The 18,642-nt window shown below is 37.6% G+C and carries 13 protein-coding genes; 7 read left to right on the forward strand and 6 right to left on the reverse strand.

Annotated features, from left to right (window positions below):
- The first annotated feature begins 422 nt into the window (after window positions 1–422).
- On the forward strand, window positions 423–686 hold the full coding sequence (locus PQ474_RS10145) for a hypothetical protein (protein ID WP_273842627.1): 264 nt from the start codon (window positions 423–425) through the stop codon (window positions 684–686).
- A 618-nt stretch (window positions 687–1,304) separates the two neighbouring features.
- Here the strand turns inward: PQ474_RS10145 and PQ474_RS10150 are convergent.
- Both PQ474_RS10150 and PQ474_RS10155 read right to left on the reverse strand, forming a co-directional pair.
- A complete protein-coding gene (locus PQ474_RS10150; RefSeq protein ID WP_273842629.1) occupies window positions 1,305–1,913 on the reverse strand; it encodes a hypothetical protein in 609 nt (202 codons plus the stop codon).
- A 12-nt stretch (window positions 1,914–1,925) separates the two neighbouring features.
- On the reverse strand, window positions 1,926–3,095 hold the full coding sequence (locus PQ474_RS10155; RefSeq protein ID WP_273842631.1) for a ParM/StbA family protein: 1,170 nt from the start codon (window positions 3,093–3,095) through the stop codon (window positions 1,926–1,928).
- A gap of 2,026 nt (window positions 3,096–5,121) precedes the next feature.
- Here PQ474_RS10155 and PQ474_RS10160 point away from each other — a divergent pair.
- The gene (locus PQ474_RS10160; RefSeq protein ID WP_273842633.1) at window positions 5,122–6,225 is read left to right on the forward strand and encodes a glycoside hydrolase family 88/105 protein; all 1,104 of its coding nucleotides are present in this window, start codon (window positions 5,122–5,124) and stop codon (window positions 6,223–6,225) included.
- A 203-nt stretch (window positions 6,226–6,428) separates the two neighbouring features.
- On the opposite strand, the gene rlmN is transcribed toward PQ474_RS10160, so the two are convergent.
- Complete coding sequence (rlmN, locus tag PQ474_RS10165) at window positions 6,429–7,481, reverse strand: dual-specificity RNA methyltransferase RlmN (RefSeq protein ID WP_273842636.1); 1,053 nt, start codon at window positions 7,479–7,481, stop codon at window positions 6,429–6,431.
- 271 nt (window positions 7,482–7,752) lie between these two features.
- Between rlmN and PQ474_RS10170 the strand changes: the two genes are divergently transcribed.
- Complete coding sequence (locus PQ474_RS10170; RefSeq protein WP_273842637.1) at window positions 7,753–8,553, forward strand: alpha/beta fold hydrolase; 801 nt, start codon at window positions 7,753–7,755, stop codon at window positions 8,551–8,553.
- Window positions 8,554–8,570: 17 nt separating this feature from the next.
- On the forward strand, window positions 8,571–9,782 hold the full coding sequence (locus PQ474_RS10175) for a SpoIIE family protein phosphatase (protein WP_273842639.1): 1,212 nt from the start codon (window positions 8,571–8,573) through the stop codon (window positions 9,780–9,782).
- 62 nt (window positions 9,783–9,844) lie between these two features.
- Here the strand turns inward: PQ474_RS10175 and PQ474_RS10180 are convergent, their stop codons facing one another.
- Window positions 9,845–10,846, reverse strand: coding sequence for a methyl-accepting chemotaxis protein (locus tag PQ474_RS10180; RefSeq protein ID WP_273842641.1), 1,002 nt, complete (start codon window positions 10,844–10,846; stop codon window positions 9,845–9,847).
- A gap of 459 nt (window positions 10,847–11,305) precedes the next feature.
- Here PQ474_RS10180 and PQ474_RS10185 point away from each other — a divergent pair, with 459 nt between their 5' ends.
- Window positions 11,306–12,745, forward strand: a complete 1,440-nt coding sequence (locus tag PQ474_RS10185; RefSeq protein WP_273842644.1) for an NAD(P)-binding domain-containing protein — start codon at window positions 11,306–11,308, stop codon at window positions 12,743–12,745.
- Window positions 12,746–12,918: 173 nt separating this feature from the next.
- On the opposite strand, the gene PQ474_RS10190 is transcribed toward PQ474_RS10185, so the two are convergent.
- Window positions 12,919–14,127, reverse strand: coding sequence for a sensor histidine kinase (locus tag PQ474_RS10190; protein ID WP_273842646.1), 1,209 nt, complete (start codon window positions 14,125–14,127; stop codon window positions 12,919–12,921).
- Between the two features lie 436 nt (window positions 14,128–14,563).
- Between PQ474_RS10190 and PQ474_RS10195 the strand changes: the two genes are divergently transcribed.
- Window positions 14,564–15,733 carry an MFS transporter gene (locus PQ474_RS10195; RefSeq protein WP_273842649.1) on the forward strand — a complete coding sequence of 390 codons (1,170 nt, stop codon included), beginning with the start codon at window positions 14,564–14,566 and terminating at the stop codon, window positions 15,731–15,733.
- Window positions 15,734–15,793: 60 nt separating this feature from the next.
- Here the strand turns inward: PQ474_RS10195 and brnQ are convergent, their stop codons facing one another.
- Window positions 15,794–17,092, reverse strand: coding sequence for a branched-chain amino acid transport system II carrier protein (brnQ, locus tag PQ474_RS10200; RefSeq protein ID WP_273842652.1), 1,299 nt, complete (start codon window positions 17,090–17,092; stop codon window positions 15,794–15,796).
- Window positions 17,093–17,470: 378 nt separating this feature from the next.
- Between brnQ and PQ474_RS10205 the strand changes: the two genes are divergently transcribed.
- Window positions 17,471–18,385 carry a nuclease-related domain-containing protein gene (locus PQ474_RS10205; RefSeq protein ID WP_273842654.1) on the forward strand — a complete coding sequence of 305 codons (915 nt, stop codon included), beginning with the start codon at window positions 17,471–17,473 and terminating at the stop codon, window positions 18,383–18,385.
- The last annotated feature ends 257 nt before the right edge of the window (window positions 18,386–18,642 follow it).

Below are 18,642 nucleotides of genomic sequence, written 5' to 3' on the forward strand. Positions count from 1 at the left end.
CATTTTTCCAAAAGGACTAAAGCAAACATTTCTTTAAAAAGGTGTTTGGCCCATTTAGTGTGTAGTTACCGTTCCATGCCTTTACTTAGCATTTGCTCCTTACTGTTAAAACATACTCGGGAAATCAAATAATAAACCAGAGTACCATTATTCACGTGAATTTTTGTATGTTGATTCCAATTCGTATAAAGGTTCGACTTACTATAACTGAGGTAGATCCATTTTATACATCCGCCTAAAGGGATGAAAGCTGAAAAAACTATTTTTTTGGCGTATTCCATTGCCAAATTTTCATAAGGGAAAGGATTCAAGAATTTATTCATGATGTTCTTACTTGTCTTAACCATTAAAAAAAGGATGAAATTTTTAATCATATAAAAGGCAAATATAAAGCAATATAACTATGAAGGGAGATGTGTTAAATGAAAAATAATATTTCTAGCCTACAAACTCAAAATGAAATTTTCCAAGCTCAGCAATCGGTTGAACACGTTCAAAATGCGGTTAGCCAAGCGCTAAGTCACCCAAATAAGCAATTAATTGACCAAGCTTATAACTCAATTGAAAAAGCTGAACATGCTCTAGGACAGGCTTCTGATTTTGATAATCAAGATGCCATTCAATTAGTTCGAGAAGAGTTAGAAGCGCAGAAACAAGCTTTACAAAAACTACCTAACCAACACTAAATGATCAAGGATTGGATCTAGTCCTCGATCAAAAAAACAAATTAAGACTAATGAAAAGAGTTAAATCTACTTTTCATTAGTCTTGTTAACCCGAGGTCCATGTTGTCTCTTATAGCTTAAATCACTGAATCAATTGACTTAAATCTTGTGCCATTTTACTTAAGTGCTCTGAGGAAGAGGAAAAGTCCTCCATCGATGCAAGTTGCTCTTCTGACGAAGAAGCGACATTCTGCGAATTAGCTACGGGTTGGTCTAGCTATTTCTTCTAACAAGTCAATGGTTTCTTTGACCTTTATGGTGCTTTGGTCAATTTGAGCTGTTGAGTTAGATACATTTTGTTAATCCCTTTAAATAAAACGCTTTTATTCCCTTCGATTCTGTTGTCATTTTTTTCTACCTTATTCTCTATACAGGCTAAAAGTCCCGGACTGTTTAATGAGTGGAGGGAAGTTTGGATAATAAATGGATCATTTCGGCTCATAAATTAGGAGTTTCGGATTTGAAAAATAGACCTGCTCGGATCATAAAAATTTACGGTACTATTCATTGGGAACATTTCCATTTAATAATAAAAAAACAGACTCTATTGCGCTTTCCGCTCTTGAGTCTGTCCTTTTCTTACTTATTCATCTGCGCTAAGAAGTCACCTAATAAATCTTCCGCATCCTCTTCTTCATCGTCCTGCGCTTCTTCCGTTGCAGCGAATTCATCTCGAGCTGAATTCCAATTAAAATTCATCAAGTCATCTTCCAAATCATCTTGGTTGTCAGGTACTCGATCTTCTACATCCTCCAGATCGTCTTCAAGATCGACTGGATTCGCTTTCGAATCAAAGATCATTTCTTCTTGTTCCTGCAAATAAAGAGCTTCATCAATATTAATCGAATTACTGTTAAGAGCTGCTAGAACAGACGTCGCTCGAACAGGGTCTGCTAACAGATTATAGATGACACTGCCTAACAAAGCTTCAGAGTGAGAATGTTTAAGCCAGCTCCGTTGTTCTTTACTTAGCTGTCTCGGAAGCGGGATTGTTACTGTTTCTTTCTCGCGCGCAATAGAGTTACTAACGCCTTCAATTGTAAATTCTGCAATTTTACTAGAGAAGTTTCTTCTTTCTGTCTCTTTTAATTTCTGTAATTGTTTTATGATGTGATCAGGTGTATCAGAAGGGAGACGGAATGTTATCGCCTGCCCCCTCTGAATCCCAGTCGTCCCCTTTTTTGTCATGAAATCACCCTACTAGTTTTTTACAGCTTTTTTATCAGTGTCTTTCTGACTTTTTCGGTCAAATGCTGCAATTAACTTATAATAAGCATTTGCCATCATCCAAATGCTTTCTTTCTCATCTTCAAAGAATCCAATGTTATATCCATCTAAGTTGTTATTTAGTGTTGTTAGGTAATCTTTAAGAACCATCGCACCACCACCTACGAAATAAGCAATTTCCGTTTGAGAGTTCTTTTGCCAAACATTACGTAAATGACGGTACTGTTTCTTTGCTAGCTCTAAAAGAATACGGTCAGTAATATCGTGAACGCTTGTCCGACTACCTTTTACCATAATATGATTACGATCTTGTTTTTTCGTTAAGATTTCTACTACATCTCGACGACTATCTAACTCAATACCATGCTTCGTTCTAATTTCTTCTCTAATCGCTTCTAAAGATTCAGAAACACCTAGATTGAAACCTTGTGCCTTATCATCATCAACATTACGATTTTTAATAACCGCAATATCCGTTGATAAACCACCGATATCTTGAATGATAATTCTCTTATCAACTAAATCTCTATTCGTAATGTTTAAGTTATTATCCATTACTAAGTTAATGTAAGCAGCAAATCCTTCAGGATATATCTTTAGCTGATCAAATTTTATATTAACCTTTAATCCTTGGTATTTAGGAGTGACTAAAAATTCTACTTGGTGTACCGAACTTAATAGTCGCGATCTGTAGCCGACATCTTTACCTTCTTTTACTTCACGTAGGGGAAGCCCTGTTCCAAGCGTGTAATTAGCATCAATTACATTGTTTGTCTTTTTAAAAGCTTCTTTATTTTCTTCTCTCACTGCATCCAATGCTAACGTAGCAAACAACATAACAAGCGTTTGGTCTTCCTCAGATTTACTACTACCTGGATCTAGTTCTGATGCGTTGTCACTTTTAGCTGCTAAGTTCCCAACACGATAGATGACATTATTATCTTTTAAAGCAGGGGAGTGAACTCTAATATGTATACCCTCTAATGGATCCTTATCGTTTAATTCCTCGATCCCAATAACAGGACGGTCTTCTGTATCTCTAGCAATGACATTTGGAATATTCAATTCAAAATCAGCTTTTCCAAATAACGCTTTAATCGAATCATTACCTACATCAATTGCAGCAATTCTACTTTTACTCATATAAACACACCTTCCAATCAAATTTTTGGGGTCAAACCAAGTTTTTCCCACTTACTAGTAGATTATAGTAGAGTTGTAGATTCGTCAATGATACTTAAGTTGTATTCAAACACGATTACAAGTTTACAGTTTTGTATACAACGTTACAAACCAGTACACACACTATCACAACAACATGCGTACAGTTTTGTATACATGCACACATTTTTGCAAACAAACTGCATACAAAACGTAAACATGCACACATTAATGTAAACATTCGTTTTTTTTTTGATCTCAGTTCGACAATTTACCTCCCCCTCCTCTCTTTCGTCAAAATAAAAAAACGTTCCTATAGGCACCCTAAATAAAAACTCCGTCGCTTACCTTTTCTTCAAGTGAATTTGCAAAATCCCCCTCCCCCCACTCCTTCTTTTTTCTAGAAAGGAATCTAATGGTTTTCCATGCCTCATTGCTTTCAAAAAAAAAATGAATCACGTTGCACAAATCCTCAGTCCACTCGAGAAAAATAATGGACTAATTATCTCTAGCTCTCTTTCGTCAGGCCAATCACTAAATTGATCACTTCTATTTCAAGCTTGTTCTAATTACTCACTACCTTCATTATTTAATAACCCAAAACATACCGATGCCCTAACATCCTATTGAAAATATTTTTTTAGTTTACTATTAACTAGTTTTATAACAGCGCTTTTAGTTTGTAATATACACTTTGGAGATGTTTCGTCATTCAATGCCATGCTTCGTTCAGGTTTCATTCGTCTGATTGCTTCTAGTGATTCCGATACACCTATTCGAAACCTTTTGCTTTACCATCATTGACATTGCGTTTTTTATGACCGCAATCACCGATATCATAAAAAGTAATTGTCTTATCAACCAAATCTCAATTAGTGATATTTAAGTTATGATCCATCAATCGTTAATTCCTTTTAGGTTCTATCTTCACATGATTAAATTTACTATTAACCTTTGGTATTTAGGAGTGACTAAAAATTCTACCGGTAAATCAAAGTTTATTAGTCGCGATCCGTATCCGACATCTTTACTTTCTTTTACTTCACTTAGGGAACCCTGTTTTAAACAATGTAGCTAGTACCCATTACATTGTTTGTCTTTTTAAAAGCTTCTTTAATTTCTTCTCTCACCACATCCCATGCTAACAAGATAACAACACAACAAGCGTTTGGTCACCCTCCGTTTTATAACATGGATCTAGTTCTAATGCATGGTCACTTTTAATTGCTTAGCCAACGACAGATGACATTATGATCTTTTAAAGCAGGGGAGTGAACTCTGCTATGTGCCGCCATCCAATAAATGATCCTTTCCAATAACAGGACGACTTTCTGTATCTTTTACGCAACCACATTGGATATATTCCATTCAAAATCAACTTTTCCAAATAACCCCTTGATCAAATCATGACCTACACCCATTGCGCAATTCTACTTTTACTCATAAAAAATGCACCCGAATCGAGTTTCCTGAGCGAAACTAAATATTTCCATCTTACTAGTAGATTATAGTGAAGTTGCAGACTCGCTAATCGCGGTTAAATTGTATACGAATACGATTATATGTATACATTTCTGTTTACAATGTTACAAACTTGTACACATACTGCGACAACAAGATGTGTACAAGTTTGTATTCATGCATACATTAATGTGTACTTCATGTATGCAATACGTAAACACGTATACATTAATGTATACGCTTGTTTTTTTTTACCTTTCTCCTCTCCCCTACTCCTTCTCTTTTCTAGAAAAGAAGCTAACGGTTATCGATGCCCCTTTGCTTTCTTACAACAAATGAATCATGATATAGGCCTCTTTAAGAAGCAGATAATTGACTATTTATCCTAACGCTCTTTTTCAGCCAGTCCCTAAATCGATTCAATCACCTCTATTATGAATAACCCAAAACATGTCCATGCCCAACACCCTATTGACAACGCTTTCAGTTTCTTATTAAATGATTATAACAACGTTGTTATTCAACTATACTTTGGAGGTGTTTCGTTATGTCTTATAAATTAATTGAAAAGCTCAAAACGCAATATATGAGCGGATGTGGAAAGTGGTATTCCTATAACTGGCATTATGTAGAAGGTTGTATTATGAAAGCTTATTTAGAAAGTTATAACCAAACTGGTAATGAGGAGGAATACCTTTTTGTGAAAAATTTTATAGACCAACTAGTTGATGAAAATGGAAATGTTGAACAGATTGACGTCAGCTACTACAGTATTGATCAAATTAGAATGACTGAAATTCTATTTAAACTCTATGAAAAAGAACAAGATCCAAAGTATAAAAAAGTTCTAGATCTAATCTATAAGCAATTAGAAACATATCCACGTACTTCGACAAAAAACTTCTGGCATAAAACCAATTACCCCCATCAAATTTGGATGGACGGTCTTTACATGGGTCAGCCTTTTTACGTTCAATATATTAAAGAATTTGAAGCTACTAAAGACTATTCCGATACTCTAGAACAATTTAAACAAGTAAGGAAGCTTTTGTTCGACGAAGAAACACAACTTTACTTTCATGCTTATGACGAAAGTCGTGAAATGTTTTGGGCAGATAAGTCTACTGGCCTCTCCCCTCACGTTTGGGCTCGTGCCGTTGGGTGGTTTGTGATGGCCCTTGTCGATATTCTTGAAACGTTAGCAAACGAAAAGGTTGATACACAACCATTAAAAGATCTCTTAAAAGAAGCTGTCGATGGCATGCTACGCTACCAACACTATAGCGGCATGTGGTACCAGGTTGTTGAATTAAGTGGACGAAAAGGCAATTACTTAGAATCTAGCGGCACATTAATGTTTTCATATGCGATTTTAAAAGGAGCTAGGCTAGGCTATCTTCCGGAAGGCTATCGAACATTCGGAAAAGCGGCATTTGATGGAACCGTCAAAAAGTATGTTACCGAAGAGAATGGCGAAGTTTTATTAAGTGGCATTTGTAAAAGTGCCGGTCTTGGTACACACCCAGATACAGGCGTTGTTAGAGATGGAAGCTACGACTATTACATCGCTGGAGAACCAATCGTAACCAACAACGGACATGGCGTTGCTCCACTTCTAATGGCTTTTAATGAAATAAAGCATATTCTTTAAACTTAATTGAAGACAAGGCTATCTGACGCATATATTCAGATAGCCTTTCTTGTGATTAAAGCTCAAGAACACTTATCCACATGTGGATAAACGTTTTGTTGAATATTTTTTCTTCTTATTCAGTTGTGTATAACCTTTTGGCCCCACTTTAACGATTATCCACAAAAAAAACAACCAACCGTAAAAGGTTGATTGTTCTATGCTTACGCTTGGTTCATTTGCTTACTTCTTAACTGACCACAGGCTGCATCGATATCTGTTCCATGTTCAATCCGAATTCCGCAGTTGATTCCGTTTTTCTTTAATATGTCATAGAAAGCAAGTACGGTTTCTTCCTCGCTTCGTTGATATTGACTATGCTCATCAACTGGGTTATAAGGAATTAAATTCACATACGCTCGCATACCGCCAATAAGTTCTGCAAGCTCCTCGGCATGCTCTCTCTGATCATTTACATCCTTTAAAAGAATGTATTCCAACGTAATTCTACGATTGGATTTCTCGATATAATATTCAATCGCCGGCATTAATTTTTCGAGCGGAATCGCTCGATTTATTTTCATAATTCGCGTACGGAGCTCATCATTTGGTGCATGCAGCGAAATGGCTAGGTTGACTTGTAATTTTAAATCAGCAAACTCATAAATTTTATTTGCAAGGCCACTCGTAGAGACCGTAATGTGCCTTGGGCCAATCTCTAACCCTTTTTGGTCCTTAACAATTTCCAAGAAATCAACCATATTCGTAAAGTTATCAAATGGCTCCCCGATTCCCATAATGACAATGTGGCTCACTTTTTCACCCTTACCTACTTGGTCTAGGTGAAGTTGAACCTTCATAATCTGCTCAACAATTTCTCCACTCGATAAGTCACGATCCTTCTTCAACAAACCGCTCGCACAAAAACTACAGCCGATATTACAGCCAACCTGTGTCGTTACACAAACCGATAATCCGTACTTATGTCGCATTAACACCGTTTCAATTAGATTTCCGTCTTTTAATGTAAACAAAAATTTAACTGTCCCGTCTGCTGACTCTTGCTTTGTATGCTCGGTTAATGTTTGAATGTGGAAATGCTCTTCAAGTAAACGTAGGCAGTCCTTGTTTACATCACTCATCTCGGAAAACTCGGTTACTCTCTTTCGATATAACCAGTCCCACACTTGGGCTGCTCGCCCTTTTTTATGTCCACGTTCCAACAGCCACGTCGTTACTTGTTCGGATGTTAACCCATAAATGGATTCTCTATTCATTGTGTTACCCTCTTTTCTAGCCGTTAAATGTAATGCATTCCTAATGATCTATCTTAGTATTGTCGCAAATTTAATTTCGTTAAACAAGGTTTGCACCACTTGTGATTCATTATTTCGAGAATCATACTAATTCCCTCTATATATCCAAGTCTTATTATATTACACTTTAATGAATAGATCTTTTGATTACTCTCCTATGGGAGAACTTTCCTCCCTTATCAATAAAAACCGAAATAATAAAAATGATGTTTCACCATAGAAGGAGCCTGTAATGGATCATATTTTAACACGTAATTACGTTCAGGTCACAGGTCATGGGAGCCAACCGATGATTTTTGCTCCTGGTTTTGGCTGTGATCAAAATGTTTGGAATCTCGTTGCTAAAGCGTTTGAAGATGATTATCGTATTATTTCCTTTGACTATGTTGGAGCTGGTCATTCAGATGTAAACGCCTATGACCCAATCAAGTATAGTACGTTAGAGGGTTACGCTCAAGATGTACTTGATGTATGTGAAGCTTTACAAATAAAAGAGGCGGTGTTTGTCGGACATTCTGTTGGGAGTATGATTGGTATGCTCGCTTCCATTCAACAATCACACTATTTTTCACACCTCATTATGATAGGGCCTTCGCCTTGCTATTTAAATGATCCTCCTCTTTACACAGGTGGTTTTGAGGAAAAAGACTTATTAGGACTGGTTGAGATGATGGAGAAAAATTACATCGGGTGGGCCAATGTATTTGCATCGACTGTTATGAGCAACCCCGATCGACCCGAACTTGCAAAGGATTTAGAGACTCGCTTTTGTTCGACTGATCCAATTATTGCACGTCAATTTGCAAAAGCTACTTTTTTTTCAGATCATCGTGCGGAGTTAACAAAAGTTCGTATTCCCTCACTCATTCTTCAATGTTCGGAAGATATTATCGCTTCACCAGCTGTTGGTCAATATGTTCATCAACACATTCCAAACAGCACCTTTACATTGATGCAAGCAACAGGACATTGTCCTCATATGAGTCATCCTACTGAAACGATTCAATGTATACGTGACTACTTAAACCGATGAAGGAAGGGAGAGAGGATATGGACGAGCAATTGAATGATGCACCGTGTGGCTTTTTAGCGCTATCCGATGAAGGTACAATCGTATCCATTAACCAGACCTTACTTTCATTACTGGGGTATTCATTAGAAGAATTGTCCAAACAAAACATCAACTGCATCCTTTCAGTTCCTGCTCAAATGTTTTATCAACTCTACTTTTTTCCTCTTGTAAAAGTCGAAAAACAAGTTGAAGAAATGTACATTTCTCTTCTTACAAAAAAGGGGGAAGAGATTCCTGTCCTTCTTAATGCATGTCGAAAAGAGAAAGACGGGGTACCTCTTACCAACTGTGTGCTGATTCCGATGCGTAAAAGAAATGAGTTTGAAAATAAACTTCTGTTAGCCAGAAATGAGGCCGAACAAGCATTAGCAGCAAAAAACAAAGCCAATTCAGACTTAGAAATGGTGCTGAAAACGCTAGAAACGAAACAAGAAGAGCTTTTAGAGTTAAATAACCAAAATCAAAAATACAAAACAGATACAGAAAAAGAGCTAGAACTCGCCCGAAACATTCAAGAAATCTCTTTAACTGAACCTATCCAAAATGAGCATCTTCAAATGGAATCATTTTATAAAGCCTCAAGCGATTTATCAGGCGATATGTATGGCTTTTACCAGATCGATCCACATCGATACGGAATCATCATTCTTGATGTAATGGGACATGGAATATCGTCAGCCTTAGTCTCTATGTCGCTTCATTCCTTGTTTCAGCGATTAATATCAAGAGGCATTTCAGCAGATATTGTCATGAAAGAACTCGATCGATATCTACATGACTTATTTGAAAACAATGATGAGGCGAGACACTATTGTACCGCTATTTATCTATTAATTGATACGAAGAAACAAGAGATTGAGTATGTTAATTCAGGTCATCCCCCTGCTTTCTGGCAAGGTCCTTGTGGGGAGCAGGTTGAACTTTTCTCTTCGACGCCCCCAGTTGGCTTGATTGAAGGAATACAGTTCAAAACCAAAACGTTTTCCTACACTAAAGGAGGCCGATTACTCCTTTATACGGATGGCGTGACCGACCCACTTGGCTCTAACCATTTACAGTCGATCTTGAGAGAACACCCAAATGACTCCATAACCGAATTAAAAGAACGGATTTTACAATCGCTCCATCATAAGGAACACTCCTACCATAAAAACGATGATCAATGTTTCATTATCGTTGATTTTAAATAAAGAGGATGTCTCACAGCTTGACAGCTCTTGAGACACCCTCTTTTTTATTGGTTTCACTTCTTTTATACAATCGATTCTACTACAATAACGGACCAACCCTTGCCTTTATAAGCATTATACCCTTCTGTTAAGCAGAAAGCATAAATTTGATTATTCTCCAATACATAGCCCCGATCTTCTCGACCAGACAAAACCTTTTCTACTGCTTTCAAATGCGTTAGTTTTCTTTCTAAAATTCCTGTACGGTCTTTAGAAGCGATCACATAGCCATCTGAATTGATGAGATAAAGTTGACTTTTTTCATCAAGCTTAACACGATCAATAATATCGTAAATAAACTCCCAGTTGAATCTGGTTGTAAAAACGCCAATCACTTCACCCTCATCATTATGAACAGGGCTAGAATACCCCATTGTATAGCCACCGATTACCGCAGAATAATACATATCCGTTACATGCACGGCCTTTTTTTGAATCGTTTCCTTAAACCACTCACGGTCTGACATGTTCTTTCCTACTTGGCCTTGACTTTGTGAAGCAACCATAATTTCCCCTGATAAATCTACTACAAATAAATCAAAGTACACTTCGTAAATGTTATAAATATTTTTCAAAAATGATTGAGCCGTTTGCTTTGATTCCGCTGTCGGTTGAAGCAAACAGTCTTTAATGGCATCAAACGTCGCCCAAGCTTGGACATCACAGTTGCGCTCAAACAAGTTGCGATCCACCTTATCAATCGTATCAAAGGCCATATCGACCGTACGGACCGCAATAATTTCATTTGCTTTATTTTGAATGCTATTAATAATCGTTTCACTTTCCTTACTCGCATTCAAACTTTGTTCAGCAAACTTTTTAATCTCCGTTGCAACAACGGAAAAACCTCGCCCTGCTTCTCCCGCACGAGCTGCCTCAATTCCCGAGTTTAAAGCTAATATATTTGACTTTGTTGATATGTCTCTAATCTTTTTCATTACATTTTGCATTTCGAGGTTATCTTGCTTTAATTCACTCATTAAAACCGAAACATTCAGACTTTTATCAGCCGTATGGTCCACCATTCCATCTCCTTTTTTCAGACGATCTCTTCTGTATCAAACTTCTTTAATGGGGATTATATCATAGGAAAATAGTCTTTCTATATATTTTCATTCAAACCTTGTGTCGACTTGTAAGAAAGAGACTCAATGGTTCCTATCTGTCCTATATAGGCCCTGATTTTTTGTCATTTTACTTTGTATGATCATCTTACAGTGAAAAAATTCACTCGCGTTGGTATATTTGCATCCACTTGTTCGTTAAATAAGCTTTAGTTTTTGAATGGTTTAGTCATTTTAAACAATAGACAAAAAAGAGTTTAGCTATAGTGTACATCCAATAACTTACATAGAAATGATACGATAAGCGCATGAACAAAAATACATTCAATCATTCTTCTACTGTATGATTTTGCAAGCTAAAAGGCGTACATGTAGGAAAGATGATTTTTTATTAGATACCGGTGAAAGGAATGAAGAATCATGAGCTTACAGACCTTAAATGAACAAGTGAAAACAGATCTTTCCTATCTCGCTTATGGAGGGGCTGATTGGGTCCGCCCACTCACCCATCCAGAAGGACACGTTTATGATGTCGTGATCATCGGTGGCGGTCAAAGCGGTTTAGGCACAGCCTTTGGTCTTTTGCGTGAGCGAATCTCTAATATTCTTATCATCGACGAAAACCCCGAAGGCTTAGAAGGACCTTGGGAGACATATGCTCGAATGGTCACATTACGCACACCCAAGCATTTAACCTCAATTGATCTCGGTGTATCTTCTTTAACATTCCGTTCATGGTGGGAAGCCCAGTTTGGATCAAAGGGTTGGGAAGCCATTGATAAAATTCCAAGAGGCGAATGGATGAATTATTTACGCTGGTATCGCGAAGTTCTTCATTTACCCGTTGTGAACGAAGTGAAATTAAGGTTAGTAGAGCCTCTAGAAGAAGGCATCCACCGCCTCCACTTAGATGGCACAGGAGCCCCTTCTGACACCGTTCTAGCACGTAAAGTCATCTTAGCAACTGGCATTCAAGGTGGTGGAGAATGGCACGTGCCGCCAATGATAACGGAAAACGTACCTCGTTATCTCTATGCACACACCTCTGAAAGCATTAATTTTGATGAGCTAAAAGGCAAGAAAGTCGCTATTTTAGGCGGGGGTGCATCTGCCTTTGATAACGCTAATTTTGCGCTTTCTGAAGGCGTAGGAGAAGCCCATGTCTTTGTCCGCCGTAAAAAAATACCACGTATCAACCCCATCCGCCAAATGGAAGGATCCGGTATGATTGAACGGTTCCATGTGTTATCAGATGCTGATAAATATGCGGCCATTGCCCATTTCTTTAAACACAATCAGCCACCGACCAACGATACATTTGAACGCGCAACCTCATGGGCTGGGTTTCATCTTCACCTTGGTGCACCGTGGCTTAATGTAGAGAAGAGCGATGCCGGTGCAGTGGTGACGACACCACAAGGGACATTTACTTTTGATTTTCTAATCATCAGTACGGGCCTCTTAACCGATCCTGCTCTGCGTCCAGAGTTGAGCCTAGTCGAAAGCTCCATTGCACGCTGGAGCGACTGTTATCAAGCTCCAGCAGAAGTCGCTAGTCCAGTGTTAGATGCCCACCCTTACCTTAGCCCTGGTTTTGCTTTTTTAAGCCGTGATGAAGCATGTAGGAAGAATTTACATGGTCTATTTGCGTTCAACTACTCTGCTCTCATTAGCTGTGGAATTTCAGCCTCTGCTCTTTCAGGGATGAGAGTGGGAGTCCCTAAGCTTGTGACCGCAGTTGCAGATCAACTTTTCCTCGATGACCGTGATGAGATTTTAAGCAACTTTTTCTCATATGATGAGGTGGAGTTTATTGGGGAGTGGTTGGGTACTAGGGAGATAAAGGCCGGCCATAGCTAGCCTGAAAAAGTGTTGTGATCCAAATTTAATACACTACAAAAATAAAGCTTACTGTTGCTAAAATGTAGCCAGTAAGCTTTTTATTATCGATACGTTGTCCTCAGATAAGAGCCATCACTTGAAATTTTAGCCGATCATCTTCTTCTCGGTCCCCTGAAAAAATTTCACAAAGACTACTGTTTATCCAATGGAAACTTAATCGTAACCATTGTCCCTTCACCCTTTGAACTAGTAAAGTGAATGGTGCCATTATATTTTTCTACAATATTAAAACAAATCATCAAACCTAAACCAGTTCCTTTGCTTTTTAAAGAGTAAAAAGGAGTACCCAGAGATTTTACTTCTTCTTCAGACATACCGCAGCCCTGATCCATTATTTTCATTTCAACATATCCTTTTTTTCTTTCTGCCTTCACAATGACTGAATCACCCTTATCGGAGGCCTCTATAGCATTTTTTATAAAGTTAATCATTAACTGTTTAAACTCTATTAAATGAACAGCAATATAGCAGTTTTCCTCAACACTCAATTCGATACTATTATCATGGATAATCCCATAAGATTTTAGTAAATCTGTAATACTCTGCAAAGCAGCCTTGACATCGACCCTCTCCATCTTCTTATCTTTATCTGGTTTGGCAATCATTAAAAATTGAGAAATGACATGTTCTGCTGTTTTTAATTCATCGATCATCAAAGTAAAGTTCTTCTTTGTCTCATTGTTTAATGATTGATCTTTTTCATAAAATTGCAAGAAACCTTTTACGACTGTCAACGGATTTCTTATTTCATGTGCAACAGCTGCTGTTAGTTGACCCGTTGTCTTTAATCGCTCCGACTGCTGCATTTGTTCATAATATAACCTTTGTTTTTTTATACGCAAATAGGATAGATGAAAAATGAAAAATAAAATGACCTGGATCGATATAAAGTTAATCACATTTCCTATTAGATCCATTTTTAAGTGTGAAAAATTATTACTATAATCAAATAGTATAATAAAACAGAATGTACATGCGATTAATAATGAGTTGAAAAATAAGGAGAGATAAAACAACTTCGCGTCAAAAAACAGGATAGAAAATGCAGGTATTACACATAGGAATACAAACAAAGATAATGTCTCAGGATACAAAAAGAAAAGGGTATAGAAGTAGATCGTTCCTATTATGATCAATAGTGTTCTAAAAACATGTGTCTCAAACCTAGGATAGATTAATAATAAAATGGTGAGTATGACAACTAAAACCATATGTGACATATAACCTATATTAAAATCAAATGGATTCTCAATAAATAACCCCATTGCCATAAAAGCGATGATGCTTAGCATTACGATGTAATAGACTTTTTTATGTAACTGATTGTAAAATTCTTTCATGAATTCACACCTTGCCATCATTTTATCTTAATCTACCAAAGATATTTTAATAGATAAAATTTCATTTTTATTTATGACCGTTATAGAAAATGTAATATAAACTGCTATTAATATCAATTATAGCTTTGTTTTAAAGAAATATCTTATCCTCACACAGTGCTTTACGAAATAAGAAGTAAATCCGTCCTATTGGAGAAGGGCTATTAAAATAGCAAATCAGCAGTAAAAAGAAAGTCTATCAGAGATGGTTGAGATGGCCGAGATATCCGTGCCGATTCACGACGAAATTAGCTGTTTCCTGTAGGATGTTCCTACCTTTCTTCACTTTTCATCAACACTAAACACTTATTTCACATCAGAGACCTTACATAGTATGATAAAATAACAACGTAATTAGAACTTTAAAATTTAACTACTAATCGGAGTGAACTACATATTGGAATCAAAAAAATCATTACCTGTCTTATTTGCTGTTATGTTTCTTGTTATGGTCGGGTTTGGGATCATTATTCCTGTGATGCCATTTTACGTAGAGGAAATTGGGGCCACCCCGACTCAATTAGGGTTATTAATGGCCGTGTATTCAGTTATGCAACTTCTATTTGCGCCGATGTGGGGTCGCGTTTCTGATCGTATTGGCCGAAAGCCTGTCATTATGGTTGGGATTTTCGGACTAGCTCTATCCTTTTTCTTAATGGCGGTGTCATCGACACTATGGATGCTTTTTGCCGCAAGGGTTATCGGCGGATTTTTCTCTTCTGCTAATATGCCTACGGTTATGGCGTATGTAGCAGACATTACATCAGAAGAGAATCGTGGAAAGGGAATGGGAATCATTGGGGCGGCTGTTGGCTTAGGTTTTGTCTTTGGCCCTGCCTTAGGAGGAGTCTTCTCTCAGTCTGGATTAAGCATTCCATTTTACATAGCCGGTACATTGTCTATCATTACGTTTCTATTTGTTCTCTTTGTATTAAAGGAATCTTTAACTCCTGAACAACGCAACAAGCAGTTAAAGGAAAGAACACCGTTATTAAGTGCCCTGAAAGGTCCAGTTTCTATCCTTTTTATCCTGCAATGGTTTGTCTCTTTATCATTAGCTGGTCTAGAAGCTACATTCGCTTATTTTGCTTATCAAAGAGCTAATTTAGGAGCGGTGGAGCTAGGATATATTTTTATGATCATGGGGCTAGCAGGAGCGCTTGTGCAAGGTGGTCTAGTAGGAAAGCTTACGAAGAAATATGGCGAAGGGTTAGTCATTCAAATAGGGATTGTCATTTCTGCGATAGGCTTTGCCCTCATTTTATTTGTTGATAGTTTTCTAACTGCCGCCCTGTTCTTAACGGTTTTTGGAATCGGTAATGGCTTTATTCGTCCGAGTGTTTCTTCTTTGTTAACAAAAGCATCACCAACCGGCTACGGTCGTACGACAGGGCTTTTATCTTCCTTTGATTCACTTGGTCGAATCATCGGTCCTCCGCTTGGTGGATGGCTCTTTACGATTACGATCGGCTTACCTTATATTTTAGGAATCGTTTTATCTGTCTTCGCTTTGCTTTTATATCAAATTTATAAATCAAAAATGAAGAATCCTGTACCAGGTACTTAATCATACATTAAAAGGTCTGATCTCAGAAGGAACCCTTTCTGAGATCAGACCTTTTGCTATTTAACGTTTTTGATATAAGTAACCTAGTAACCCACCTACCAAACTTGGTAGTAACCAGCCTACTCCTTCTGTATATAAAGGTAAGTGTGCGAGCGTATTTGTGATGAAGTCAGAATAAAGCCCTGCCATCGTTAATCCGTCATAAATGCTTACGATTCCAGCTCCGATAATCGCGCCACTATAAATGGAGCTCGAAAGTGGTTTGACTAAATGCAAAATGGATAAAGAAATCAATACGATTGTAATCGGGTAAATCGCAATCAAAAGAGGCAAAGAAAATGAAATTAACTGACTTAGCCCTAGGTTCGCCATCGTAAAACTAAAGAGACATAGAACGGCAATAATGACAGGGTAGGACACTCTTTTGAATCGCTTGGTTAGAAACTCTCCACATGCTGAAACCAACCCAATAGAAGTCGTTAAACAAGCCCCTGTAATAACAAACGCTAGCAGGATCGTACCAAACGGGCCAAACAAACGAGAGGTGACAGCGGTGAGGATCGCCCCACCATTGTCTAACACCCCAACTGCATTCACACTCGTCGCACCAATATAAGCTAGCGCAATATACACAAATGAAAGCCCCACTCCGGCAATGATTCCTGCTTTAATTGTATAAGAACGAATGTCTCCCACTTCTCTGAAACCCTTTTCTTGAATTCGGTTAATAATAACGATCCCAAATACAAGTGCGGCAATCGCGTCCATTGTTAAAAACCCTTCAAGAAATCCGCTGAAAAAAGCTCCCTCTATGTAAGTCTCTGCCGCATAACCAACATCTCCAAGTGGTGAGATAAAGGCTCGAATCGAGATGATGACAATTAAGACAAAAAGAATCGGTGTTAAAATTTTACCAACGCGATCAACGAGCTTAGCAGGATTAAGAGCAAGCCAAAACGTAATGGAGAAAAAGATGAGTGTCGATACGAATAAACTGAATCCACTCGTACTTGGAAGAAAGGGTACGACCCCGACTTCATAAGCTACCGTCCCTGTCCGTGGTATACCAAAAAAGGGACCGATCGTTAGATAAATGACAACTGGAAAGACGACGGCGAATGTCTTATGAACTCTTTGGGAGAGTGTATCTAAATCCCCTCCTACATTTGAGATCGTAATAATCGCCAAAAGAGGCAGACCTACACCCGTGACTAAAAAACCGAAAATGGCAGGCCATATCGATTCACCTGCTTGCTGCCCAAGCACAGGCGGAAAGATTAAATTTCCTGCTCCTAAAAACAAAGCAAACATAAAAAAGCCTAAAGCGAGAATTTCTTTTACTGGTAACTTCTGTTTCATTTGTGGATCCTCCGCTAACTTGTCTTTGAAAAATCTTTGAAACGATTACCAAATGTATCAGCATATCAAAGATTTATGATAGAGCCTGTGATAACAGTTAATTTTATTTTTTAAAACTTAAGCACATTCTTATCATAGGTTAAGTGCCCATCTGTCAAATATACATAATCATCACTAAAACCGCAAAGAATCTAACAAATAATTTGTAGATACATGTAAGTCGGTTAGTAACGGGATTTCCTATCAAGCATGCGGTTTTTAAAGCCCGTGGTTTAACGATTGAAGAGTCTATTGGAGATTTTTATTTATTTGTTTCTTGTTCATCACTCAAGTAGCACCTATTATGAATGTAAAAGAAAAGAATGGAGCTGATTGGCATTGAACCTTAAACCTCGTGATGAATCATCAGAGTTGAAAGCACTTAGATCTCTTAATATTCGTATGAATTTACCAGTAAAAGTTAAAAATTACTATACGAACCTTGAAAAAGGCTTTAAAGGTGAGCAAGTACTTGATGGCTGGCTCGAAAATCTCTCCTTTGAAAAGCTGGTTCTAAATGATTTATTGCTAGAGTGTAACCATACATTATTTCAAATCGACACATTGCTCATTTCTCCTGATACCATTTATCTTTTCGAAGTAAAAAATTACGAAGGTGACTTTTTTGTAGAGGACGATAGGTGGTTTTCTGCTTCAAGGATCGAGATCAAAAACCCCTTGCTTCAATTAAAACGAACTGAATCCTTATCTCGAAGATCGCTTCACGAATTCGGAAATAAGTTGCCTATTGAAAGCTATCTTATCTTCGTAAACCCCGAATTTCAACTTTATCAAGCTCCCTTAAACCTTCCAATTGTGTTCCCAACTCAGCTTAAACGTTTTATACAAAACCTAAAGCCGAAATCCTCTCGATTAAAAGAAACCCACTTTAAATTAGCGGAACAGCTACAATCTAGTCCCTTAATAGAAACACCTTACAATAGACTACCAGACTATGATTTCAATGAACTTAAAAAAGGAGTTTCCTGTGTTCATTGCCGATCATTAGATACGTCCCATACTAAAATGTTCCTAATTTGCAAGGCTTGTGGTAGTTCAGAAAGTTATCTTACTGCCATTTTACGCACTATCGAAGAATTTAGAGTTCTTTTTCCTAATCGAAAAATAACTACAAACGAAATTTATGATTGGTGTAACACCACTAAAACTATAAAAACGATTCGTAATGTGCTTCTTGAAAATTATGAAAAAATAGGGCAAGGCCGTTCCGCTCATTACATTGTGAAGGAGTAGTTAACTACAACTTGTTTATTTTGCCGCTCCGGCTCCTTTGATTTGCTGCGTTAAGACCTTCTATTTCTCTTGTGCATGCTTTTCATATACGTAAACAATTCTTTAGTGACCTGTACTTCTCCTCCGCTCTCTTTTCACATACCTAAACGACTCTTTAGTGACCTGTACTTCTCCTCCGCTCTCTTTTCACATACCTAAACGACTCTTTAATGACCTGTACTTCTCTTCGGCTCTCTTTTCACGTACCTAAACAACTC

It is taken from the genome of Halalkalibacter alkalisediminis (genome assembly GCF_028610705.1).
Taxonomy (GTDB): domain Bacteria; phylum Bacillota; class Bacilli; order Bacillales; family Bacillaceae_D; genus Halalkalibacter; species Halalkalibacter alkalisediminis.